The sequence below is a fragment of the Ruegeria sp. BH8 genome (assembly GCF_056538065.1).
This window is the reverse complement of the sequence record NZ_JBQFSP010000007.1, coordinates 55,165-77,311: the sequence shown is the minus strand read 5'-3', so window position 1 is coordinate 77,311 and position 22,147 is coordinate 55,165. Positions and strand designations below refer to the sequence as shown.

Genomic DNA, 22,147 nt, shown 5'->3' with positions numbered 1-22,147 from the left:
GAGGCGCGTGCAATTTGTAATTTAAATCATCTATTTAGCGAGTATGTTTTTGCTGAAAACAATCTCCGTTTCGAAGTCTTGATTATGGACCTTTTGGGCGCAAATCAGCGGCACCCAGGACAGGCTTCAAATACCCAACCCGGGTGGCGGAAGGCGGGGTGCGAAAGCGAATCAATGACGCATGAATCGAAGTTGCCGACAAAGTCGCACGCGAGATTCACCAAAAAACACTCTCCGCAGCTGCTGGAAACGACACATGCGGCGTATTGCGCGTTTATGAACGCTGGACGAACACTATTCTCCCCGATAGTAAGCGCGGTTAAGACACCGCATTCGTGCGGTGCGCGAGCTATTTGCCCGTCCGCGGGCGCCAGACAATCGGAGATAACCTCGTGTCCCACGCAGAAGACCACGAAGGCACCCGCAGAGATTTCCTGTACTACGTCGCTGGCGGCGCAGGTGTCGTTGCAACGGGTGCAGCCGTATGGCCCCTGATCAACCAAATGAACCCATCGGCAGACGTTCAGGCGCTGTCCTCGATCCGTGTGGATGTGAGCGGTGTTGAGCCGGGTACGCAGCTGACCGTCAAATGGTTGGGAAAACCCGTCTTTGTCCGTCACCGCACCGGTGCCGAGATTCAGGAAGCTCAGAAACAGGACGCCGAAGGTGTTGATGCGCTGCCCGATCCGCTGGCCCGCAACTTTAACCTGAGCGCCGATGCCCCTGCGACCGACGCAAACCGTGTGATGCCGTCGCCGGAAGGCGAAGCGCCGGGTGCATGGGTCGTCCAGATGGGTGTTTGCACCCACCTCGGCTGTGTGCCTCTGGGTGATGCAGGCGACTTCGGTGGCTGGTTCTGCCCTTGCCACGGTTCACACTACGACCTTGCCGGTCGTATCCGCAAAGGCCCCGCGCCTGAGAACCTGCCCATTCCGCCCGCAGAGTGGGTGGACAACGGCACAATCAAACTCGGCTAAGGGAGACCCAAACTTATGTCCGGAATTCCCCACGATCATTACGAGCCGAAGACAAACGGCGAGAAATGGCTGAACAGCCGCCTGCCGATTGTTGGCCTGCTGTATGACACCCTCATGATCCCGACCCCCAAGAACCTGAACTGGTGGTGGATCTGGGGCATCGTTCTGGCGTTCTGCCTGGCGCTGCAAATTGTCACCGGTATCATTCTGGTGATGCACTATACGCCGCATGTCGACATGGCATTTGCCAGCATCGAACACATCATGCGCAACGTAAATGGCGGTTACTTCATCCGCTACCTGCACATGAATGGCGCATCGCTGTTCTTTGTTGCGGTCTACATCCACATCTTCCGCGGCTTGTTCTATGGCTCATACAAAGCCCCGCGCGAGATCACGTGGATCGTCGGCATGCTGATCTACCTGATGATGATGGGCACGGCCTTCATGGGCTATGTTCTGCCATGGGGTCAGATGTCCTTCTGGGGTGCGACTGTGATCACCGGTCTGTTTGGTGCCATTCCGTTTGTGGGTGACGCGATCCAGACCTGGCTGCTGGGCGGACCCGCGGTGGATAACGCCACGCTGAACCGCTTCTTCTCGCTGCATTACCTGCTGCCGTTCATCATCGCGGCTTTGGTCGTGGTACACATCTGGGCCTTCCACACCACGGGCAACAACAACCCCACAGGTGTTGAAGTGCGTCGCGGCTCGAAGGACGAGGCGAAGAAAGACACGCTGCCGTTCTGGCCGTATTTCGTGATCAAGGACCTGTTCGCGCTGGCCGTGATCCTGGTCGTGTTCTGGGCCGTTGTCGGTTTCATGCCGAACTATCTGGGCCACCCGGACAACTATATCGAAGCCAACCCGCTGGCGACACCCGCACATATCGTGCCTGAATGGTACTTCCTGCCGTTCTACGCGATCCTGCGTGCCTTTACCGGTGAAGTCTGGGTTGTTCAGTTCGCCAGCTTCATCACCGGTGGTATCGTTGACGCCAAGTTCTTCGGTGTTCTGGCGATGTTTGGTGCGATCCTGGCCATGGCGCTGGCGCCCTGGCTGGACACGTCGAGCGTGCGTTCGGGCAAGTACCGTCCGATGTTGAAATGGTGGTTCTACCTGCTGATCATCGACTTCTTCGCCCTGATGTGGCTGGGTGCGATGCCTGCGGAAGAACCCTATGCGACCTTCTCGCTGATCGCATCGGCCTACTGGTTCGCCTATTTCTTCGTGATCCTGCCGATCCTTGGTGTGATCGAGAAACCTCTGGCCCAGCCCGAGACCATCGAAGAAGACTTCAACGCGCATTATGGCAAGGCTGACGCCGACGCCACGCCGGCCGAGTAAGAAGAGGGACCGGAAACATGTTCAAGAAACTTGCAATCGGCGCCGCGTTTGCTCTGGCCCTGACCCCTGCTGCTTCCATTGCAGCAGGTGGTGGTGAGCAGCATATCGAAGATTTCGCCTTCTCGTTCGAAGGCCCGTTCGGCACCTGGGATCAGCATCAGCTGCAACGCGGCCTGCAGATCTATACCGAGGTCTGCGCGGCTTGCCACGGTCTGCAATATGTGCCGCTGCGCGATCTGGAAGCGCTGGGTTACTCGGAAGAAGAAGTCATCGCATACGCTGCTGGCAACTTCGAAGTCTTCGACCCCGAGCTGGACGATTTCCGCCCGGCGATTCCCACCGATCACTTCCCGGCCAATACCGGCGTCGGCGCTCCGGACCTTAGCTTGATGGCAAAGGCACGTGCTGGCTTCCACGGGCCTTATGGTCTGGGCATCAACCAGCTGGTCAAAGGCATGGGTGGCCCGGAATACATCGCCTCGCTGCTACACGGCTACACTGGCCACGAAAAAGAAGAAGCGGGTGCAGTGCTCTACGAAAACACCGCCTTCCCCGGCGGCTGGATTTCGATGGCGCCTCCGCTGGCTGACGAGCAGGTCGAGTTCGCGGACGGGCACTCGAACACGGTTGAGCATATGGCCGAGGACGTTGCCGCATTCCTGATGTGGGCGGCCGAGCCAAAGCTGACAGACCGCAAGAACGCAGGCTTTGTCGGTGTCATCTTCCTGACCGTTCTGTCGGTGCTGCTGTACCTGGTCAACAAGCGCCTCTGGGCACCGCACAAGGGCAAACTCCGCAAGGAAGATTGATCCGATCCGTCCTACCGGATTTTACTAATTCAGCCCCCGCGCCGTCAGGTTGCGGGGGTTTTCTTTTTCCAAGCCTCCATCAGCGCGCGCTTATTTGACCGAAATAAGCGCCGGGTCAATGGATTGGACAGCTTCACAGGCGCACATCAGCCACAACGGCTGATCAACTGCCGTTTGTCTGAAACACGGAGTCACGACAATGAAACTTCCTATTCTTTTTGCCTCAATTCTATTTGCAACGCCGGTATTGGCACTGGATCTCGCACCCGATGCCGATCTTGGAAAATCCGAAGCCGAAATTCGGCAAACGCTGACAGGCATGGGATTCGATGTCCGCAAAATCGAGACGGAAGACGGCAAGATCGAAGCCTATGTCGTCAAGGATGGTCAACTGGCCGAGGTTTACGTCGACCCCGCAAGCGGCAAAGTCGTCAAGATTGAGGATCAGTAACCAGAATGTCCGAAACAGAATTGATGCATCGTGGGCGCACAGGCGCCCACGAAGTTCAGGTCTGGGATCCTTTGGTCCGGCTGGTTCACTGGGTCGTAGCCTTGTGCGTTCTGATCAATGCGGCGATATCCAATCCCGAGGGCGCGTTCCACGAATATGTGGGCTATGTCGTGCTGGCTTTGGTCTTGTTGCGGTTGCTTTGGGGGTTAACGGGTCCGGCTTTTGCCAGGTTTGCAGCCTTCCCTTTCAGCCCCCGTTCGGCACTCAACCACCTGCGCGACATGGGGCGGGGTGACCAAAGCGTGCACCTTTCACACAACCCTCTGGGAGCCCTTATGGTCTATAACCTCTGGGCGACACTGCTGGCTTTGTGTGTGACAGGGTTCATGATGGGGACGGTTCGGTTCTTTGGCATCGAATGGGTCGAAGATCTGCACGAACTGGCCTTCAACTGGCTGATGCTGTCTGTTCTGCTGCATGTTGCCGGGGTTGTCATTGATCAGAGGCGAACAGGTGTCGCTTTGGCAAAAGCTATGATAACAGGGCGGAAGAATATACCTGAGGACTGGTCAACCAAATGATCAAATGGATCAGCAGCCATTGGCGGCCCGGCGATGCAGACGCTCACCGGGCTGTACTTATGTCGATAATGATCGTTGTTCAGGTACTTTGCGTGGTGTTTTACCTTGGCGACGTTGCTCTGGATTTGAAGGAAGGCGAGGGGCCTTCTCATGTAAGTCTTGAGGCTTTTGTCGCATTTGTTTTGCTTGCCGGAGTTGTTTTTTTCATGATTGAACTTCGACGCCTGCTGGCAAGGGTGGAACAGACCAAGCTTGGCCTACAGGCCGCGCAGGGTGAAATGAGCGTCGTCATCAACACGTTCTTCGACCGTTGGGGACTTACCACCGCCGAGCGTGATGTGGGTCTATTGGTTCTGAAAGGGCTGGATAACGAAAACATCGCGCGCATCCGGGGGCGGGCCGTAGGAACCGTGCGCGCGCAGACCGCCTCGATCTATGCCAAAGCCGGGGTTGACGGGCGAGCGCAGCTGATAAGCGTATTCATGGAAGAATTGCTTGTCGCAGATGGCGAGGCTGCGGACCTTCAGACAACCAAACTGTGATCAATCGCCCCAATGGCTCGGGCGGTTACGATCTGGCCTTCGGGCTGAGGTGCATTGAACGTAACTTCGGTGAATTGTTCCGTCCGCCCCATATGCGGGTTCTCCATCAGGATCCGGTGGGTTTTGCCGACCTGATCTGACAGGTGTTTCCTGACCTGAACGTCCCCAGCCGCACGCAGACGGGCTGCGCGATCCTTGATTACATTGCCGTTCACCTGCTGCGGGATGCGAGCCGCTGGAGTGCCTTCGCGTTTCGAATATGGGAAAACATGCAGCCAGGTCAGATCGCAATCGGTAACCAGTTTCAGCGAGTTCTCGAAATGCGCTTCGGTCTCGGTTGGGAAACCTGCGATGATGTCGGCACCAAAGGTCATGTCGGGGCGCAGTTTCCGGGCCTCTTCGGTAAACCGAATGGCATCGTCGCGCAGGTGGCGACGTTTCATGCGCTTGAGGATCAGATCGTCGCCATGCTGAAGCGACAGGTGCAGATGCGGCATCAGGCGTGGTTCGGTTGCGATGGCCTGCATCAGATTCTCGTCCACTTCGATCGAGTCGATCGAACTGATCCTCAGGCGAGCCAAATCCGGCACCAGCTTCAGGATGCGCATCACCAGATCGCCCAGTTTGGGCTGTGCAGGCAGATCGGCCCCCCATGAGGTCAGGTCGACGCCAGTCAGCACCACCTCATGATAGCCCCGGTCCACCAGCCGCTTGATCTGATCCACCACAACACCGGCAGGCACGCTGCGGGAATTGCCCCGGCCATAGGGAATGATGCAAAAGGTACAGCGGTGATCGCAGCCGTTCTGAACCTGCACATAAGCGCGTGAGCGTGTGCCAAACCCGTCGATCAGGTGCCCGGCCGTTTCGGTGACAGACATAATGTCATCGACCTGAACGGCCTCGGTCTCGCCGATAAAGTCGGCGGCCATGCCTTTCCAGGTTTCTGGTCGCATCTTTTCCGTGTTGCCGATCACCGCATCGACCTCGGCCATCTGCGCGAAGGTGTCGGGTTCTGTCTGGGCGGCGCACCCGGTAACAATCAGCCGGGCGTTCGGATTTTCACGACGCAGTTTCCGAATCTCCTGTCGCGCTTTGCGCACAGCCTCAGCTGTGACGGCACAGGTGTTTATCACCACGGCATCCGTCAGTCCGGCTTGTTGCGACAGCTCTTTCATCGCCTCGGTTTCATAGGCGTTCAGGCGGCAACCCAATGTGGTGAATTTAGGCGGGTTCATCCCAGCGTCCCTAAGAACTCGGGCGACAACGTGCCCGAGAAGACGTGACAGGTTGACCCGGTCATCCAGACACCATCCTCGCGCCAGTCAACCCACAGGGTTCCCCCATCAAGATCAATCTGCACATTTCGCCCCGTCAGTCTACGCCGCGCCGCAGCCACCGCGGTTGCACAGGATGACGACCCTGATGCCAGGGTGATGCCCACGCCCCGTTCCCACACCCGCATGCGGATGTGATCCGGACCCACAACCTGAGCCACCTGCACATTGGTGCGCTCGGGATACAAAGGATGGTGTTCATAGCGCGCGCCGAACTCGGCCAAGGGAATCGCCTCGGCGTTTTCAACAAAGAACGTGCAGTGCGGATTGCCCATGCCCGTCGCTGTCGGGGCTCCCTCGATGGGCAGTTCCAGCGTGTCCATCTCTTCAGCCAGCGGAATTTCGTGCCATTCCAACTGAGGAAGACCCATATTGACCGAGGTCAGCCCATCACCTGCGTCCTGCGCAAAAAGTGTTCCACGTTCGGTTGTCAACGTCAGCTGGGTTTTGCCCGTCTCATCCATCAACATTCGTGCGATGCATCTTGTGGCGTTGCCACACGCCGCCGAAGTTGATCCATCCGAATTATAAAACACCAGATGCGCGTCCGCCGCACCGTTTTCGATTACGGCCAGCTGATCGAATCCCACACCAAAATGCCGATGCCCGATTCCTCGGGCCAGAGCCGGGGTAATCGAAACATCCTGCATGCGCGCGTCAACGACGACGAAGTCATTTCCCAGCCCATGCATCTTAACAAAGGGCAATCCGGTATCGAGTTTCTGTTGCATGGCGGCGATATAGCGTCGGTCGGAACATGAATCCACCCTGTCGCGTCGAATCGTGAAAAAAGGGGTTGACCCCCCTGCGCCACCTGCCTAAGTAGGCCGCCTATCGGGTCGCCGGAAACACAGGTTGTTTCAGCGAAACGAGGCGCAAATTAAGGGCTTGAACCCGGTTGGGAAATTGCCGTAAAGAGCGCCACGGATCGAGAAGATCCAATAAAAGAGTGGGCCGTTAGCTCAGTTGGTAGAGCAACTGACTTTTAATCAGTGGGTCGCAGGTTCGAATCCTGCACGGCTCACCACTTTTGTCAATAAAAACAACATCCTGTAAGGCATCTGGCCTCCACTTAAAGTATAGTAACTCCATATGGAGGCCAAATCCGGGGCCAGCGATATTTTCAGGCCGTGTTTTGATTAAGCATCGCCCTAGCCTCATCGGCAGCGGGGCGCCTGGCATACTTCGCATATTTCTGGGTCTGCTGCAGGGTGGCATGACCTAGCAGGAACGAAACTTTATCCAAGGGCATCCCGTTATTCAGGAGGCGCGTGGCATAAGAAAACTAACATCGTGGAACCATGCATGGTTTATCGAAGGGCGGCTGAACACCCAACCCTGAAACTCGCACCATTTTTGCCTGGGGAAGGCTCCGAGCCTTAGGTTTGCTATCAATTGTGGGCGCAAATTATGAGGTTGCTCCGAGGTCAACGTCTGCTGGGTTAGATCAGCCCCCTAAGCCGACAATCCCACCTACAGACACGAAGACAAAGCCCAATATGGTGTTCACGTCGACATAATATCCGTGGATCGCACCTCTGAGGCGCGTGCTTTTCATTTAATGGTCTCACGGCCTCCAGCCGCTCGACTAAGAATCCAGTCGATACCGCGGAGATAGTCTTCAATTGTTAGGGGATTGTTTGCTCCGCTGGATGCGGAGAGCACAAACCCGTGCGCATAGTCGATCAGCAAGTGAACAAGAACATCGCCGCCATCGCTGTATTCAAGCTGGTCCGTGCTGGCCTTCAGGTCCGCCGCCACGTCTGTCAAATCCGCGCTCATCAGCTTAACATCCTCAAGGATCGCGCGCAAAAGGTTGGCGTTCTTCAAGGCATACCCATAGTAGGTCGCCATGATGCTTCGGGCCCGCTCGACCGGCGTGCCCCCCTTCACGCCATCCAGGACGCCGGCGAATGCGTATTCCACCAGATCGGACAGAAGCTGTTTCTTGCTGCCGGCGTGATAGGCCACCGCCATCGGGGTGACCCCAAGGCGATCCGCAAGCATGCGAAACGACAGCGCGTCAACGCCCTTGTCCTGGACGATCGGCAAGGCAGTCTTCACGATCAGTTGTTTCGAAAGACGCTGAGCGGCCTTCGGCGGCCGCCCGGGTAAAGACGCCTTTGTCACGCGGCTTTCAGCCTGTAATCGAGGTCCACCAGACCCGAGGGAAAGCTGTTGACCGACACCAGTTCCAGATCGACGTCGCCCTTGGTCTCGCCAAATATCCGGATGCCCTCACCGATCAGGATGGGAACAAGGGTGATCCGCATGTCTTCCACCAGCCCGGCCTTCAGGAACGAGCGAATGATCGCGCCGCCATCCACATAGACGCGGTTGAAACCTCGTGCCTCAAAGCTTGCCATCAAGTCTTCGGGTGCCATGTCTGACACCTCCACTTTGTCGCGCAGATCGTCTGGGATGTCGTCGGCGTTCATCGTCCGACTGAGAACCACAACCGGTTTGGCATAGGGCCAGGCTCCGAAACCGCGCACCGTCCGATAAGAGCCCGAGCCCATTACGATCACATCGACACTGTCCTGAAAGGCAACAAAGCCGTGATCTTCATCCTCGGTCGGTTGCTTTTCTAACCAATCCAACCGGTGATCGGGCCGCGCGACAAAGCCGTCCAGGCTCATCGCCATCATGATATGTCCTGTGGGCAAATTCGGAGTCTCCTGCAGTGTATTTATACATCGTATAATAATTTCTGGTAGAATACTCAAGAGAGGGTCTTTTCAGGCTTCGCCGAGAAGCCAGTTCGAGAAAGCCTTCACTGCTTCACTCGAAGCAGCGCTGTGGGGTTGAACCAGAAAATATCCGTAATCGGACAAATCGATCTCGGACAATCGAAAAAGCCGTTCCGCCTTAAGGTCATCCCGAACCAGATCATCCATCAAAGCGATCCCTTGCCCGTCGATGACGGCCTGAACTCGGACATTCGGGTCCGGCACGATCAACACATCCCGCCGTGATTGCGTGGGCAGATCTGCGGCGTTCAGCCAATCGGACCAGGCGGTGCTGTCATCGCGATCTCTAAGCAGGGTCAGATGCGGTATCGCGGCTTGCATGCCCAGCCTGTTGACCAGGTCTGCGACGGCCCGATTGCCCACTGGAAAGGGCGGCATGGACATGAACGGTGTCACGATGCCGTCTTTCCAGTTCCCGTTGCCCCATCGGATTGTCAGACCCACTCCCTGCAATTCATGTGCCGAGAATTCGATCATCGGCTGAATGCGAAGCTGCACATCAGGGTGGCTTTGCATGAAGGTCATCAGACGTGGCGACAGCCAGCGCGCCGCGAAATAGGTCGAAACACCAACTGTCAGAGAGAGGGTCGAGACCCCCTTCAAGACCTGAATTTCGGTTTCGATCTCTTCGTATCGGCTCTGGCAGATCGCCAATAGCTTCAACCCTTCTCCGGTCAGAGTGACGCCGCGCGGAGTGCGCTGGAACAGGCTCATCCCCAGATCGGCCTCAAGCGTTTTGATTTGATAGCTGATCGCGCCTTTCGTCATATTAAGTGCCACAGCCGCCATCGAAAAGCTGGAATGACGTGCGATCTCGGCAAAAAGCCTCAGCAGATCATGGTGATGAAAGCGGGCAGTCATAAAGATGAGTATAAATTATTTGTACGTAGCGGACAGAAAATTTCGATTTTCAAACATATTTTTAAACCCAAAAACTTCAATCAGTCTTACAAAGCGAAGAGATCGCGTTGGAACCTTTAAACGCAACATCAGGCATGTCAGCACCTCAGGGTCGCCGCAGCAGCGCGCGCAGGGGTCGTCTGTCCCGTCACAACGCGCCATGCGAGAGCCCGCCGTTCACTGGCCGCAAGATACCTGCATACGAATTGCTAGATGAAACGGCATTGGCCCGCATCGAAGATCAGGCCGACTGGATATTGGACAAGATCGGTGTCGAGTTCCGCGGGGACCAAACGGCGCTGGATCTCTTCGCAAAAGCGGGCGCGCGGGTCGAATTTGAACGTGTAAGGTTTGAGCCGGGCCATGTTCGCGCGCTGTGTGCCACGGCTCCGGCTGAGTTTCAGCTACATGCCCGCGATCCGGCCAAGACCGTGACACTTGGCGGCGACAAAGTTGTGCTGATGCCCGGATATGGCTCGCCGTTTGTCAGCGACCTGGCAAAGGGTCGGCGCTATGCGACGCTGGAGGATTTCCGCAATTTCGTGAAACTGGCCTATCTTGCGCCCACCATGCACCATTCGGGGGGCACGGTTGTCGAGCCGACAGATGTTCCGGTGAACAAGCGGCATCTGGACATGATGCTGGCGCATCTGACGCTGTCGACCAAGCCCTTCATGGGCTCTGTCACTGCACCTGAGCGCGCGCGCGACAGTATCGAAATGGCCCGCCTCGTCTTCGGCCGCGACGCCATGGAACACCACGCAGTGATGCAGGCCAATATCAACGCCAACTCGCCGCTGATCTATGATGACACCATGTCTTCGGCCCTGCGCATCTATGCAGAAGCCGGCCAATGCGTTTGTGTGTCGCCCGCGATTTTTGCCGGTGCCATGGGGCCACTTTCCCCGGCTGCGGTGGCGGCACAGACGCTGGCCGAAGCCATGGTTGGCATCGCTCTTGCGCAACTTGTGCGCCCCGGTTGTCCTGTGGTCTTCGGTTCGTTCCACTCGACAATGAATCTGCGCACCGGCGCGCTGACATTTGGCTCGCCCGAGGCGAACATGACCACCATGGCGCTTTCGCAACTGGGTCGAAGGCTGGGCGTGCCGGTGCGCTCTGGCGGGGGGCAGATCACCGCGTCCAACGCACCCGACGGGCAGGCGATGCAGGACAGCACCGGCGCGATGTGGTCCACGCTGCTCTCTGGTGCGCATCAGGTCTGGCATGCAGCGGGCTGGCTCGAGGGCGGGCTTGTGATGTCTTATGAGAAATTCATCATGGACCTCGATCATTGCGGTGCGATGCTGAAGCTCTTGCAAGGTTTCGATACCGATAACGAGGCCTTTGGCCGGGATGCCTACTATGAGACGGATCTGGGCGAGAACTTTCTGTCGACCAGTCACACCCTGCGCCACTACACGACGGCGAATTTTGAGCCACAGATATCTGACGCCGGCCCATTCGAGACCTGGTCTGAAAATGGCGCGCTGACCGCTGATCAACGCGCCACCTCGCGATGGCAAAAGATGTTGGACGACTATCAACAACCCGAAATGAAACCCGACATCCGAGTCGCGCTTGAGGACTTCGTATCCGAGCGCAAGGCACAGATGCCGGACGAATGGTACTAGAAAGGAACACCCATGACCGAAGAACTCAGCCGCACATCCGCCCTTGCTTCCCGCCACACGGCACTCGGCTCGGGGCTGGAGGATTGGAATGGGATGGGCACCGCCTGGACCTACAACACCGATCCGGGCGACGAACACGATGCGGTCCGCGAGCGCGCGGGCATGTTTGATATGTCACCCTTGAAAAAGGTCTTCGTGCGTGGTCCTCACGCTCAGGCGGTACTCGATCACCTGACTTCACGCGATCTGTCAAAGGTCAAACCGGGAAAGGCGGCCTATCTATGCGTTCTGACTGATCAGGGCGGGATCGCCGACGACGCGATCGTGTCAAACAACGGCGGCGACGAATGGATGATCGTGCATGGTTCGGGCGACACGATGGCGCTCTTGCAGGCTTCGGCGGAAGGGCGCGATGTTGAGGTGCAGTTCACCGATGATCTGCATGATCTGTCGGTTCAGGGACCTGCGTCGCTGGATATTCTAAACGCGCATACGGATATCGACCTGAGCACTCTGTCCTATTTCGAGCACGCGCCAGCAACGCTCTTCGGCCACTCTTGCCGCATCTCACGCACCGGATACTCTGGTGAACGCGGTTACGAGATTTTCGCGGGTGGCTCGGTGATCACCGACATCTGGGACAAACTGGTCGAGGCAGGTGTAATGCCCTGTTCCTTCACTGCGCTCGACAAGGTGCGCATCGAAGCGGGCCTGCTGTTCTACGGCTACGACATGACCGAGGACAACACCCCGTGGGAGGTTGGTCTGGGCTTCACGGTGAGCAGCACCAAGGGTGATTTCCGCGGCAAATCGGCGGTCATGGCGGCGAAAGGCGCTGAGAAGGTCAACAACGTTTGCCTCGACATCGACCACCCGGACATGGTCGAAGGCGGTGAAGCCCTGATGCTAGACGGTCGACGCGTCGGCACCATCAACAGCCCCTGCTATTCGCACCGGATGGGCAAATCTCTTGCCGTCGCCCATGTTCAGCCCGGACTTTCAATCGGGACCACGCTGAGCGTCTCGGCAAATGGTCTCAACACTAGCGCCGCAATTGTGTCCAAACCTATTTATGACCCCAACAAAACGCACACTCACGAATAGAATGGCATCGGCACCGGCCCAATCCTGCCGTTCGACCTTAGTTCTGAATTCTGCGGTTGCAGCCCGCTTTCCGGACATTCGCCGCAAGCGCGAACTCCGGGCCTCGTCGAACTCACAGATTGCGGACTTTGCTGCCATTGGCCGTTTTCAGTTGAAAGGCTGGTTTCGGATGTTCCGCTGGTCTTCTGTCGAAACTAAGAAGTCCGCCAGCGATCAGTAGCTTTGGGTTTGGCAGACCACAATGCGTGTGTGTGCAGTGAAAAAATCTTGTTCGAACGGGATTTCAACACCAAGCGTTTCCAGTGAGTTTTCTTGGCACACACGCAACATGTCCCGATCCATGTCTATTGTTCCATTGAAGATGGGATCACCTCGTGTCTCTGGTCTTGCAATTTCTCAGACGACGATTCCGTTCACAGCAATTCGGAATCCGGTTTGTTCACAAAGACCGCTTGCTCCTCGCATTCTCGGACATGGTGATCCTGAACAAGGTTGACCTTGTGGAGCGCGAGACGGTCCAGAAAGTCCATGACTGGCTGGGATCGCGCTTCCGTCGCTACAGGCTGGTGGAAGCAGTCAACGCGGAGGTGCCGCTTGACATCCTGCTCTCTGTCGGACGCTTTGCCGCCGAACAACTGGATGCGGAACCGTCAGAACACGCCCATGGCCCAGGCTGCGGTTGCCCCGAACATGAGCATCACCATAACCACGCGGCGAAGTTCTCGACCACGATGCTACGCTCGGATCTTCCCGTTAATCTCTCCGGCCTGCGAGACGCAATCAAGGGACTGCCCGGTGAGGTCTACCGGGTGAAAGGGTTTGTCTATAGCGAGGAAGACCCGGAGCACCGTATTGTCGTGCAAGTCGTCGGCAAGCGTATCGACATTGCCCGGGACGAGAAGTGGGGAACGCGCAAGCCGGAAACTCGTCTGGTCGCGATCGGTGCGCCCGGGGCCGTTTCTGAAGACACCTTGGGAAGAGTGTTCCTCGAAGTGGCATAAAGGAGACTACTCTTTCCGTGGACCTGTCACGTTTTCGTGCCGCTCCAAGTGCTCGTTTAAGCCACTTTCCGTTCGAAGGCGACCGGGCTTTTCCAGCTCAGTGCTGAGTGCTTTCGACGCGGATTGTAGAACACATTGTTCAGCGTTTGTACCGGGAACTACGCCCCAACGCGACGAGTTCATCAGCGTCCACCATCAAATACACGGGGCCGAATGATGCGCGATGAAATGCATATCGAACACGATTGTCTGAAGTCAGCGCCAATGGGACAATTTAGGTCGTTTTGATAAGAGAGGGTTTCTGGCACATCGTTGCCACCAAGGAGTGGAGATGAGACAGAAACCCCGAGCCAAGCGGAGCCACGGCGAGAAAGATGCCAAAGACATCCGTTGGCAGTGGAGAAATATGAGCGGCGCAGCAGTGCCAAACCAACCGAGCAGGAGTTGGCCTGACTTCGTGATAAACAGTTGTCGCGGTGAGTATCTTCTCGCGCTTTTCGCGTATCGTTTTATTGACGCAACGTCGATTCAGTTGTTGTGGCCATTAAGAAGTTTACGCAAACTTAAGAAGCGATTTGATTTTTCGACTAGTCGCTCAAAAAGTGACGTCAGACGGCGTTTTCTTCCCCCTTTTGTGTCAGTTTGCAACTCTTACATGCGCTCAGTCGCTGCGGGTTGGCACTCACAGTAAGTGATCCTTGAGCCCTCCTTACCAGCGCGGATCGGATCAGACCCGCAGCGGCTCTATTCAAGTCGTAGTTCCTCTCGCCAGGGCATGGGATGCCAATCAATGCCCGACACGTGCCATTTCTTTTGAAACGCTGGTTCGAGTCGCAATTGAACAGGCGCAGTTCGGGATAAGAACTGCGCCTGTTCATGGTCAAACTCGAAAACCGCGCGTTTAAGCGGCGACCCACATCTTCAACGGTGCGCGGAAATCCATCAGGTCAAAGCCCTTGTGATCGTCAACCCAACCGCTGATCCGATCTGAAGTCGCACCGACAAAGTCGTTGAACATCGGACAGATCAGACCACCATCATCACGGATCAACGCTGAGGCTTCTGCGTACATTTCCTTGCGCTTCGCATCATCGAGTTCGGCGCGCGCTGCGATGACGATTTGATCGAAACGCTCGTTGAAGAACCGGGTGTCATTCCAATCCGCTGTGGACAAATATGCTGTGGACAGCATTTGGTCCTGAACCGGACGGCCACCCCAGTAACTGGTGCAGAAAGGTTGCTTGTTCCAAACTTCAGACCAGTAGCCGTCATTGGGCTCGCGCTTCACATCCAGCGTTATGCCCGCGGCAGCTGCGGACTGCTGGAACAACGCGGCCGCATCCAATGCGCCGGGGAACGAGTTCTCGGACGACCGAAGCGTGACCGGCCCGCTATGACCCGATTTCTTGAAGTGGAACGCCGCCTTGTCCGGGTCGTATTCGCGCTGTTCGAACCCAGTTGCGAGGGGATAAGAGCTGTTGATGGGTGTGTCATTGCCCACAGAGCCGTAGCCGAAGAGGATCTTGTCCACCATTTCCTGACGATTGATGGCGTATTTCAAGGCCATACGCAGATCATGGTTGTCGAACGGCGCGGTATTGACGTGCATGATAAACACGTAATGACCTGCGCCAGACGTAGAGCGCACCGTGATACCGGGCGCGCGGTCAACAAGACGTGCAGTACGGGGCGGCACACGGTCAATCATGTCGACCTGACCAGATTGCAGCGCCGCGACTCGTGCGGTGTTGTCGTTGATGACAATCACTTCGATCGTGCCGGCATGACCAATCGTGTCATCCCAATGGTTGGGGTTGTGTTCAGCCACGAAACGCACACCCATATCGGCGGCTTTCAAAACATAAGGACCGGTGCCAATTGCAGCAGCTGGGTCCTCTTTACCGCCGCCAGGCTGAATGACGAGGTGATAATCCGAAAGCAGATATGGAAGGTCCGCATTGGGCGCTTCCAGCTCGACAATGAACAGGTCGCCATCTGTTCGCATATTTGCGATACCGCGCAACAAGCCCAACGCCCCGGATTTGGTCTCTTCGTTCGAGTGTCGGTCGATGGTCTGTAGAACATCCTCGGCAGTGACGGGCTGACCGTTTGAGAAGGTGATGCCGTCTCGTATCTTGAACGTCCACGTTTTTGCGTCGGCAGAAGCCTCAAAGCTTTCTGCGACCTTTGGCTCAAGGCCGCCATCAGGTGCAAGCGTCAAGAGCGTCTCACCCCAAAGGCGGGCGACCATATTAGCGGTTGAGTTTGCGGCGGTCGCAGGATCAAGGCTGTCAGTTGTGCCGCCGCCCTGGATGCCAACGCGAATGGTGCCACCTTTTTGTGGACCAGCGGCTTTGACCGCTGACGACATCGCCAGATTGGCTGTTGCAGCAGCCAGCCCCAAGGCGGACGCCTTCCCAAGAAATTCACGGCGGGGCATTTTGCCAAGCGCTGCCTGTTTTGCCAGATATTTGATATGTTCGTTCATGGTGACTTCCCCGTTGTCGTTTGAGAGCTCAGATTTGATTAGTAGGTTGCAAGTGACACTCCGCCTGCATCCGCAGCTGGCGGAAAGTGTCGTGACAATTTTTCAATGATCTCGTCACGCGTGCTGCGGTATTCTTCTTTGAAGAAGAGATTGACGTGTTCACCCGGATCGTTGCGAAGATCGAACATCTCTCCCCAGTCTGCGTTTTGAGGATAGATTGTGACACGCCATTCGTCTGTCATTACCGTCTGGTTGTAAGTGTCCATGCGCGTGCGTGGGTGATATTCGGCAAAAAACGCGCGACGCCCCGGGCCATCTGCCTGCGTCATCAGGTGAGCGAAAGAGACCCCTTCGGTCGGCTGATGCTCCAGCTCCAAAAAATCCTGCAGGGTCGCGCGCAGATCCAGATGACTTGTTGTCCCGTGACGTTCGCCAGGCTCGATCCCCGGACCTGCAGCGATCAGCGGTACGTGCAAAAGCGATCTGTAGGGGCTGGGGCCTTTTCGGATAAGCCCGTGATCACCCAACAACTCGCCATGATCCGAGGTGAAAATAACGACGGTGTCTTCAAGGAGACCCTGATGCTCCGCCTGTGCCATGATCCGGCCGACGCAAGCGTCAATCATCGAAATCATTCCATTGGTATACGCGATCGCACGGCGAATTGAATCGTCCGAGAAGTTCGATGTTGTCTGCAAAAAACCCTGTTCTCGCGGTGGTCCCGGATCGCGCAGGAAGTCCACATAGCTTTTACCTTTTTCCTCATCATCGCCGTCGCGCAGGAAAGACGGCATCGCTGACAGCTCATCAGGCACATATGAGGGCATTGGCATGTCCGCCGGATCGTACATGTCGCACCATGGCGCAGGGGGGGAAAAAGGATGGTGCGGATCGGGAAAGGAAACAAACAGAAAGAACGGGTCTGACCCGTCATTTTCGGTCAGGAACTCGCAGGCCCGATCTGTGATCCAAGAGTTGTAATGCAAGTCGAAAGGGATGGCCGATTTCCAAACTTCGTCAATATCCCCACATTGCGGTTCAAGCGCGTTTTCCGGGAGATAGAGCTCGGCCGCTCCCGGCGCGACAGATTCCAGCCAACGGGCATAATGCCCACCTTTTGTGGCACTAACGGATTCTCCAATCAGAATGTCGACCGCGTCAAACCCGTAAAAGGGGCCGCACCATCCCTCACTTTCCGGTAAGTCCCAAAAGGCGTTTGAATCCGGCATAAGATGCTCTGGCCCGGCCAGAATAGGTTGGAAGTGGAATTTCCCAACCCCATGGGTCTTGTACCCCATGGCCTGAAAGTCATGGGTGATCAGTTTCAGATCCTCAGGCAGGGCAACCCCGTTGCGCGTCAGGCCGTGCGACCTTGCATACTGACCGCTGAACAAAGTGGACCGGCTTGGAGAGCAGATCTGGTGCGGTGTGAAATGCTTGGTAAAGACGGCGCCCCGCTGGGCCAGTGCGTCTATATTCGGTGTCCTGACATGCTTGTTTCCGGTGCAGCCCAGACTGTTCGCGCGTTGCTGGTCCGTCATAATCAAAATGACATTTTTCTTCATTCTTGGCGCTGCCCTCCGAAACAACGGGACAGTACCACAGCGCTTACATTTGAAATAATACTATCTGTTTCGACTGATATTTGTTAATCGAATACCTATGTTCACCCATAACCAACTCAACGTCTTCTCTGCGATCATGCAAACCGGGTCGGTTTCCGCTGCTGGTCGCAGGTTGAATCTGTCACAACCCAGCGTCAGCCGGCTTTTGTCGGATCTGGAGCGGGAGTTTGGCGTTCCTTTGTTTCGTCGCCGAAGTAAGGGTGTGACACCGCTCCCCGAAGCGGAAGAATTCTATCAAGAGGTTAAACGCAATTTTTCGGCCCTTGCGAACTTGAACGAGATCGCCTCTCAGATCGCTCGGAAGGATCGCGGGTCCTTGTCAATTGCCACAATAACCGCCGCCTCATTAGACCTCGTGCCTCAGGCCCTGAGACGGCTGAACATAGCGGAAAAGAACATCCGGATCGATTGGCGGGTACGATCTTCAAACTGGATACTGGACTATGCCCGTTTCGGCGCGATGAGAACAGGCTTCGCCTATGTTTCGCGCTCTCTGAAGCAAATGAACGTCCTGTTTGAGGGAAGCTTACCACATATTTGTTTTGTTCCCGAAGGTCACCCTTTAGCCGCAGGTCAGGGGGCGCTGATACTGGAACAGATGGCGCCCTGTCAGATCATCGGGCTGCGCAACGAAGTTGAGAGTGCTTTGTCGCTAAGTGACTTGCTAGAGGGTGAGCGCCCACCGGTGACTGTCGAAACATCTTTAGCGGCACTTACTCTTAGCAAATCCTGCGGTGGGTTGCCTCTCGTGGATGCTTTTACGGCTTTTCATTGGTTGCAAGGGAACAAAGGACGGCCGCGGATCGTAGAGGGCCTTCCTCTCTATCGGTTTGCGGTCGTTGAACCAATTGGCATCAACGCTTCACAGATAGACAGGGATTTTCAGGATTGCCTGATCCAAGAGATCGAACGCGTTGTTTTGTGGACCAAACAACTTGGCTAAAATACAAGAGCGTTCATTGACGTTCAGACTTCTTCGGATACACCGGCGTTGCGGGACTGTTGCATGCGTTGATGGGTCCCGCTTTTGCCGCCGACTAGGATATGCCTCTCGTCCACGCGCCAATCGACACTGGCACGCCGCACGTGTTTCTGGGTCTGCGTTGTGTGCTCCGGCGCAAACTTGGGGCAACGAAGACCAAAATCCAAGGCACTTGCGCGCAGACAGAGGTTAAAGCAAGCAAACACCCTTAAGGGTGAGAATGATTGGACGCTCAAAAAGGCAGCACGCTTCTATGAGTGGGCAACCATAGTCCGAATGACTTCAAGCCAGTTGCACCACTTCACAGAACCACCGCGCGAACCGGCTCACAACGCAATACCCGGCCCGCAACATGCGGATTGGCCGTTCAGCCCTCGATAAAGGAGGGGTTTTTCAACAAAATGGGCTCAAAGCAGCCCTTCTTCCCGCAACAATTCCAGCATATCAGCCTCGGGTCTTGGGCCGATATGGCTGATGACCTCGCGGGCGCAGACGTTGCCGATCCTGGCGCAGGTCTCGTAATCGCGCCCTGTGGCCATTCCATACAGGAACCCCGCAGCGAACTGGTCACCGGCACCTGTTGCGTCTACTGGCACGATCCTCTTGACCGGCACGTCGATGCGCGCGCCTCCGTTCAGGACGGTCACGCCATCACCCGAGCGGGTGCAAACCACCAGCGGGCAAATCTCGGCGGTCTTGATCAGCGCCTCTTCCAGATCGTCGGTTTCAAACAGCGATTTGATTTCGGCCTCGTTGCCGATGACGAAATCCAGCTCATTCTCGATCAACAGCAGGAAATCAACCCGGTGCCGTTCCACGCAGAACGGGTCGGAAATGGCGATCCCGGTCTTGCCGCCGCCCTTGTGGCAGGCGCGCGCGGCCTCAAGAAACGCGGCCTTTCCCTTTTCCTTGTCGAACAGATAGCCCTCAAGGAACATGATCTGGCTGCTTCCGGCGACCTCATCGGGCACGTCATGCGACGACAGTTCCGAGGAGATGCCCAGATAGGTGTTCATCGACCGCTCGCCATCGGGCGAGACAAAGATCATCGAGCGCGAGGTCGGCAATTCCCCGCCCGGAACCGGCGGGTTGACGAAATCGACGCCATCTTCGTTCATCGCATCCGCATAGAACCGGCCCAGCGCATCGTCATGCACCCGCCCGATAAAAGCAGCATCCAGCCCCAGTGCACCTGCGCCCGCAATCGTGTTGGCAACAGACCCGCCCGGTGTCTGTACCCGACCCTCCATCGAGGCATACAGCAGCTCGCCGCGCTCCTGCTCGATCAGCTGCATGATGCCTTTTTCAATGCCCATCAGTTCCAGGAAACTGTCATCGGCCTGCGAGATCACGTCCACAACGGCATTTCCGATACCGGTCAGCTGGTAGGTTTTCATAATGTCTTGTCCTCGAATTGACAGAGATCACGGATGATGCAGGTCGGGCATTGCGGCTTGCGCGCCTTGCAATGGTACCGGCCATGCAGGATCAGCCAGTGATGCGCATGGAGTTGAAAATCGGCGGGGATGTTGTCTTCGATGGCGCGCTCGACCGCGTCCACGTCCTTGCCGGGGCAGATGCCGGTGCGATTGCCGACGCGAAAGATGTGCGTGTCCACAGCCTGCGCCGGCTGCCGCCACCACATGTTCAGCACAACGTTGGCGGTCTTGCGTCCGACACCCGGCAGCGATTGCAGCGCTGCGCGGGAATTTGGGACTTCACCGCCATAGTCTTCGACCAGAATACGGCTCAGCTTGATGACGTTCTTGGCCTTCTGGCGGAACAGGCCGATGGTCTTGATATGCTCGATCAGGCCCTCCTCGCCCAGATCCAGCATCTTTTGCGGCGTATCGGCGATCTTGAACAACTCGCGCGTGGCCTTGTTGACCCCCGCATCGGTTGCCTGCGCCGACAGCGCCACGGCCACGACCAGCGTGTAGACATTCACATGCTCAAGCTCACCCTTGGGTTCGGGGTCGGCTTCCTGAAAGCGCGTAAAGATCTCGCGGATCGTATGATAGTCGAGTTGCTTTGCCATCCGGGCCTTAATGCCGCCCGAGGGGCCGCGACACAAGCCCAAAGCCAATGCGCAAGTTCCGGGTCGCGGCAGCGTGTCGCGCGCGCTATGGTTTGTGCCAGACAACGAGGTGCAACCATGAACGTCCAGACCCCCGAAAGCGGATACCACTATAACGTCATGCGCCGGGCAATCGACCTGATTGATCAGGGCGGTGAAACCCTCAGCCTCGATGAGTTGGCCCGCCAGATGGACATGAGCCCGGCCCATTTCCAGCGCCTGTTCTCGCGCTGGACCGGAGTGTCGCCAAAACGGTACCAGCAATACCTGACGCTGGGCCATGCCAAGGCGCTGCTGCGCGAACGGTTCACCACGCTTGAAACCGCCCATAATGTCGGCCTGTCCGGCAGTGGCCGCCTGCATGATCTGTTCCTGAAATGGGAATCCATGAGCCCCGGCGAATATGCCCGCAGAGGCGCGGGTCTGACGATCTATTGGGGCTGGTTCGAATGCCCCTTTGGCCCCGCGCTGGTCATGGGCACCGACAAGGGCATCTGCGGCATCGCCTTCGGGGCCGAAACCGGAGAGAAGGCGGCGATGGAGGATATGGTCTCGCGCTGGCCTAACGCGGATTATGTCGAAGATCCGATGCGCCTGCGCCCCTGGGTTCTCAGCGCATTCGGCACGGCCAGCGACCGGTCAGAGCCGACACCGCTCTACCTGATCGGCTCACCCTTGCAGATCAAGGTATGGGAAGCACTGATGCACATCCCGTCGGGGCAGGTGACGACCTATTCCGAAATCGCGCAGCGCGTGGGTTCGCCACAGGCCGTGCGCGCCGTGGGCACGGCGGTCGGGCGCAACCCGGTCAGCTGGCTGATCCCGTGTCACCGTGCCCTGCGCAAATCCGGGGGGTTGGGCGGCTATCACTGGGGTCTGCCGGTCAAACGGGCCATGCTGGCCTATGAGGCGGCACAGGCCGACGCCTGATTGACAGCAGACCCGACCGCTGCCAAAAAGCACCGCAGGTTCGGGTCCCCTGCCGTTCGCGGCCATAGGCTTTGGTGAAACCCGGTTGAACAAACATCTGTTGCCCTTTCCCGGCGCGCGGATGGTAATGCGAACCCCGTCCTAAACTCGCGCCCGTTCAAGGAAACGAGGCAAAACATGACACTGTCACAACACATCGCTCCGCTGGAGGAGCTGAAAGAGCAGGCCAAACGCCTGCGACGGAAACTGCGCGACACCGGCGTTCAGCTGTCGCACGGTCAGGCCCTGGAACTGGTGGCGCATCAACATGGGGTGCGCGACTGGAACACATTGCACGCGATGGCGGGCAACCGGATGCGTTTGCGTGTGGGGGACCGGGTCGAAGGTCACTACCTGGGCCAGCCGTTCACGGCGGAAATTCGTGGTCTGAACATGCTGGCGGACGGTGCGCACCGTCGGGTGACCCTGCAGTTCGACACGCCTGTCGATGTGGTCCGGTTCGACAGTTTCTCGGCCTATCGCCAACGCGTGACCGGCGAGATTGGTTGGGACGGTCGTTCCCGTCGCCATACGTCCGACGGGGAACCCCAGCTAGTGGTGCGGCCTGTCTGACAT

Annotated in this window: 21 protein-coding genes, 1 tRNA gene and 1 pseudogene; 13 read left to right on the top strand and 10 right to left on the bottom strand. The window is 57.1% G+C overall.

Going from position 1 to position 22,147, the window contains the following annotated elements:
- Positions 1 to 392: 392 nt before the first annotated feature.
- The 6 genes from petA to ACR0AD_RS13280 all read left to right on the top strand — a co-directional run bounded on the left by petA (position 393) and on the right by ACR0AD_RS13280 (position 4,707).
- Positions 393 to 977 (top strand): ubiquinol-cytochrome c reductase iron-sulfur subunit, encoded by a 585-nt coding sequence (petA, locus tag ACR0AD_RS13305; RefSeq protein WP_267363183.1) that lies wholly within the window; start codon positions 393 to 395, stop codon positions 975 to 977.
- 15 nt (positions 978 to 992) lie between these two features.
- The gene (gene petB / locus ACR0AD_RS13300; RefSeq protein ID WP_267363184.1) at positions 993 to 2,324 is read left to right on the top strand and encodes a cytochrome b; all 1,332 of its coding nucleotides are present in this window, start codon (positions 993 to 995) and stop codon (positions 2,322 to 2,324) included.
- 17 nt (positions 2,325 to 2,341) lie between these two features.
- On the top strand, positions 2,342 to 3,133 hold the full coding sequence (locus tag ACR0AD_RS13295) for a cytochrome c1 (protein ID WP_480482771.1): 792 nt from the start codon (positions 2,342 to 2,344) through the stop codon (positions 3,131 to 3,133).
- Between the two features lie 199 nt (positions 3,134 to 3,332).
- On the top strand, positions 3,333 to 3,584 hold the full coding sequence (locus ACR0AD_RS13290; protein WP_480487824.1) for a PepSY domain-containing protein: 252 nt from the start codon (positions 3,333 to 3,335) through the stop codon (positions 3,582 to 3,584).
- Positions 3,585 to 3,589: 5 nt separating this feature from the next.
- Positions 3,590 to 4,165 carry a cytochrome b/b6 domain-containing protein gene (locus tag ACR0AD_RS13285; RefSeq protein WP_480474557.1) on the top strand — a complete coding sequence of 192 codons (576 nt, stop codon included), beginning with the start codon at positions 3,590 to 3,592 and terminating at the stop codon, positions 4,163 to 4,165.
- Complete coding sequence (locus ACR0AD_RS13280; RefSeq protein WP_480487822.1) at positions 4,162 to 4,707, top strand: helix-turn-helix transcriptional regulator; 546 nt, start codon at positions 4,162 to 4,164, stop codon at positions 4,705 to 4,707. Before ACR0AD_RS13285 ends, ACR0AD_RS13280 begins: the two co-directional genes overlap by 4 nt.
- On the opposite strand, the gene mtaB is transcribed toward ACR0AD_RS13280, so the two are convergent.
- Positions 4,689 to 5,945, bottom strand: a complete 1,257-nt coding sequence (gene mtaB, locus ACR0AD_RS13275; RefSeq protein WP_480482779.1) for a tRNA (N(6)-L-threonylcarbamoyladenosine(37)-C(2))-methylthiotransferase MtaB — start codon at positions 5,943 to 5,945, stop codon at positions 4,689 to 4,691. The genes ACR0AD_RS13280 and mtaB overlap by 19 nt on opposite strands.
- Positions 5,942 to 6,775 (bottom strand): diaminopimelate epimerase, encoded by an 834-nt coding sequence (gene dapF, locus ACR0AD_RS13270; protein ID WP_480487820.1) that lies wholly within the window; start codon positions 6,773 to 6,775, stop codon positions 5,942 to 5,944. The genes mtaB and dapF overlap by 4 nt, the downstream gene beginning before the upstream one ends.
- 220 nt (positions 6,776 to 6,995) lie before the next feature.
- On the opposite strand from dapF, the gene ACR0AD_RS13265 reads away from it, so the two are divergent.
- Positions 6,996 to 7,071: transfer RNA gene (locus ACR0AD_RS13265), tRNA-Lys, on the top strand.
- Between the two features lie 96 nt (positions 7,072 to 7,167).
- Here ACR0AD_RS13265 and ACR0AD_RS13260 read toward each other — a convergent pair.
- From ACR0AD_RS13260 to ACR0AD_RS13245, 4 genes and pseudogenes are all read right to left on the bottom strand, one after another.
- Positions 7,168 to 7,314: pseudogene (locus ACR0AD_RS13260) on the bottom strand (hypothetical protein); the annotation flags it as partial.
- 284 nt (positions 7,315 to 7,598) lie between these two features.
- A complete protein-coding gene (locus tag ACR0AD_RS13255; RefSeq protein WP_480482783.1) occupies positions 7,599 to 8,174 on the bottom strand; it encodes a TetR/AcrR family transcriptional regulator in 576 nt (191 codons plus the stop codon).
- Positions 8,171 to 8,692, bottom strand: a complete 522-nt coding sequence (locus ACR0AD_RS13250) for a dihydrofolate reductase family protein (RefSeq protein ID WP_480482785.1) — start codon at positions 8,690 to 8,692, stop codon at positions 8,171 to 8,173. Before ACR0AD_RS13250 ends, ACR0AD_RS13255 begins: the two co-directional genes overlap by 4 nt.
- A 90-nt stretch (positions 8,693 to 8,782) precedes the next feature.
- Positions 8,783 to 9,655 (bottom strand): LysR substrate-binding domain-containing protein, encoded by an 873-nt coding sequence (locus ACR0AD_RS13245; protein ID WP_480487819.1) that lies wholly within the window; start codon positions 9,653 to 9,655, stop codon positions 8,783 to 8,785.
- Positions 9,656 to 9,762: 107 nt separating this feature from the next.
- On the opposite strand from ACR0AD_RS13245, the gene ACR0AD_RS13240 reads away from it, so the two are divergent.
- The 3 genes from ACR0AD_RS13240 (at position 9,763) to ACR0AD_RS13230 (ending at position 13,430) form a co-directional block, all read left to right on the top strand.
- Positions 9,763 to 11,325, top strand: a complete 1,563-nt coding sequence (locus tag ACR0AD_RS13240) for a trimethylamine methyltransferase family protein (RefSeq protein WP_480487817.1) — start codon at positions 9,763 to 9,765, stop codon at positions 11,323 to 11,325.
- A gap of 12 nt (positions 11,326 to 11,337) precedes the next feature.
- A complete protein-coding gene (locus ACR0AD_RS13235) occupies positions 11,338 to 12,429 on the top strand; it encodes an aminomethyl transferase family protein (RefSeq protein ID WP_480487815.1) in 1,092 nt (363 codons plus the stop codon).
- Positions 12,430 to 12,803: 374 nt separating this feature from the next.
- Entirely contained in the window at positions 12,804 to 13,430 is a 627-nt protein-coding gene (locus ACR0AD_RS13230) for a GTP-binding protein (RefSeq protein ID WP_480487813.1), read from the top strand.
- A 901-nt stretch (positions 13,431 to 14,331) separates the two neighbouring features.
- Here the strand turns inward: ACR0AD_RS13230 and ACR0AD_RS13225 are convergent.
- Positions 14,332 to 15,918 (bottom strand): ABC transporter substrate-binding protein, encoded by a 1,587-nt coding sequence (locus ACR0AD_RS13225; protein WP_480487811.1) that lies wholly within the window; start codon positions 15,916 to 15,918, stop codon positions 14,332 to 14,334.
- 38 nt (positions 15,919 to 15,956) lie between these two features.
- A complete protein-coding gene (locus tag ACR0AD_RS13220) occupies positions 15,957 to 17,483 on the bottom strand; it encodes a sulfatase family protein (RefSeq protein WP_480487809.1) in 1,527 nt (508 codons plus the stop codon).
- Between the two features lie 97 nt (positions 17,484 to 17,580).
- Between ACR0AD_RS13220 and ACR0AD_RS13215 the strand changes: the two genes are divergently transcribed.
- Positions 17,581 to 18,486: a LysR family transcriptional regulator gene (locus tag ACR0AD_RS13215; RefSeq protein ID WP_480482799.1), complete on the top strand. Its 906-nt coding sequence runs from the start codon at positions 17,581 to 17,583 to the stop codon at positions 18,484 to 18,486.
- A gap of 446 nt (positions 18,487 to 18,932) precedes the next feature.
- Here the strand turns inward: ACR0AD_RS13215 and ACR0AD_RS13210 are convergent, their stop codons facing one another.
- Complete coding sequence (locus ACR0AD_RS13210; protein ID WP_480482801.1) at positions 18,933 to 19,922, bottom strand: adenosine kinase; 990 nt, start codon at positions 19,920 to 19,922, stop codon at positions 18,933 to 18,935.
- Positions 19,919 to 20,563 (bottom strand): endonuclease III, encoded by a 645-nt coding sequence (gene nth / locus ACR0AD_RS13205; protein WP_209505105.1) that lies wholly within the window; start codon positions 20,561 to 20,563, stop codon positions 19,919 to 19,921. Before nth ends, ACR0AD_RS13210 begins: the two co-directional genes overlap by 4 nt.
- A 117-nt stretch (positions 20,564 to 20,680) precedes the next feature.
- Here nth and ACR0AD_RS13200 point away from each other — a divergent pair, with 117 nt between their 5' ends.
- Together ACR0AD_RS13200 and ACR0AD_RS13195 are read left to right on the top strand one after the other, a co-directional pair.
- A complete protein-coding gene (locus tag ACR0AD_RS13200; RefSeq protein ID WP_480487807.1) occupies positions 20,681 to 21,532 on the top strand; it encodes a bifunctional helix-turn-helix domain-containing protein/methylated-DNA--[protein]-cysteine S-methyltransferase in 852 nt (283 codons plus the stop codon).
- 177 nt (positions 21,533 to 21,709) lie between these two features.
- The gene (locus ACR0AD_RS13195) at positions 21,710 to 22,144 is read left to right on the top strand and encodes a glyoxalase superfamily protein (RefSeq protein WP_480487805.1); all 435 of its coding nucleotides are present in this window, start codon (positions 21,710 to 21,712) and stop codon (positions 22,142 to 22,144) included.
- The last annotated feature ends 3 nt before the right edge of the window (positions 22,145 to 22,147 follow it).

Coding starts and splice junctions, on each gene's coding strand:
- nth (WP_209505105.1), bottom strand. CDS start 20,563: ATGGCAAAGCAACTCGACTATCATACGATCCGCGAGATCTTTACGCGC.
- ACR0AD_RS13235 (WP_480487815.1), top strand. CDS start 11,338: ATGACCGAAGAACTCAGCCGCACATCCGCCCTTGCTTCCCGCCACACG.
- ACR0AD_RS13195 (WP_480487805.1), top strand. CDS start 21,710: ATGACACTGTCACAACACATCGCTCCGCTGGAGGAGCTGAAAGAGCAG.
- ACR0AD_RS13295 (WP_480482771.1), top strand. CDS start 2,342: ATGTTCAAGAAACTTGCAATCGGCGCCGCGTTTGCTCTGGCCCTGACC.
- ACR0AD_RS13210 (WP_480482801.1), bottom strand. CDS start 19,922: ATGAAAACCTACCAGCTGACCGGTATCGGAAATGCCGTTGTGGACGTG.
- dapF (WP_480487820.1), bottom strand. CDS start 6,775: ATGCAACAGAAACTCGATACCGGATTGCCCTTTGTTAAGATGCATGGG.
- ACR0AD_RS13285 (WP_480474557.1), top strand. CDS start 3,590: ATGTCCGAAACAGAATTGATGCATCGTGGGCGCACAGGCGCCCACGAA.
- ACR0AD_RS13280 (WP_480487822.1), top strand. CDS start 4,162: ATGATCAAATGGATCAGCAGCCATTGGCGGCCCGGCGATGCAGACGCT.
- ACR0AD_RS13245 (WP_480487819.1), bottom strand. CDS start 9,655: ATGACTGCCCGCTTTCATCACCATGATCTGCTGAGGCTTTTTGCCGAG.
- ACR0AD_RS13200 (WP_480487807.1), top strand. CDS start 20,681: ATGAACGTCCAGACCCCCGAAAGCGGATACCACTATAACGTCATGCGC.
- mtaB (WP_480482779.1), bottom strand. CDS start 5,945: ATGAACCCGCCTAAATTCACCACATTGGGTTGCCGCCTGAACGCCTAT.
- ACR0AD_RS13225 (WP_480487811.1), bottom strand. CDS start 15,918: ATGAACGAACATATCAAATATCTGGCAAAACAGGCAGCGCTTGGCAAA.
- ACR0AD_RS13215 (WP_480482799.1), top strand. CDS start 17,581: ATGTTCACCCATAACCAACTCAACGTCTTCTCTGCGATCATGCAAACC.
- petB (WP_267363184.1), top strand. CDS start 993: ATGTCCGGAATTCCCCACGATCATTACGAGCCGAAGACAAACGGCGAG.
- ACR0AD_RS13250 (WP_480482785.1), bottom strand. CDS start 8,692: ATGATGGCGATGAGCCTGGACGGCTTTGTCGCGCGGCCCGATCACCGG.
- ACR0AD_RS13290 (WP_480487824.1), top strand. CDS start 3,333: ATGAAACTTCCTATTCTTTTTGCCTCAATTCTATTTGCAACGCCGGTA.
- ACR0AD_RS13220 (WP_480487809.1), bottom strand. CDS start 17,483: ATGAAGAAAAATGTCATTTTGATTATGACGGACCAGCAACGCGCGAAC.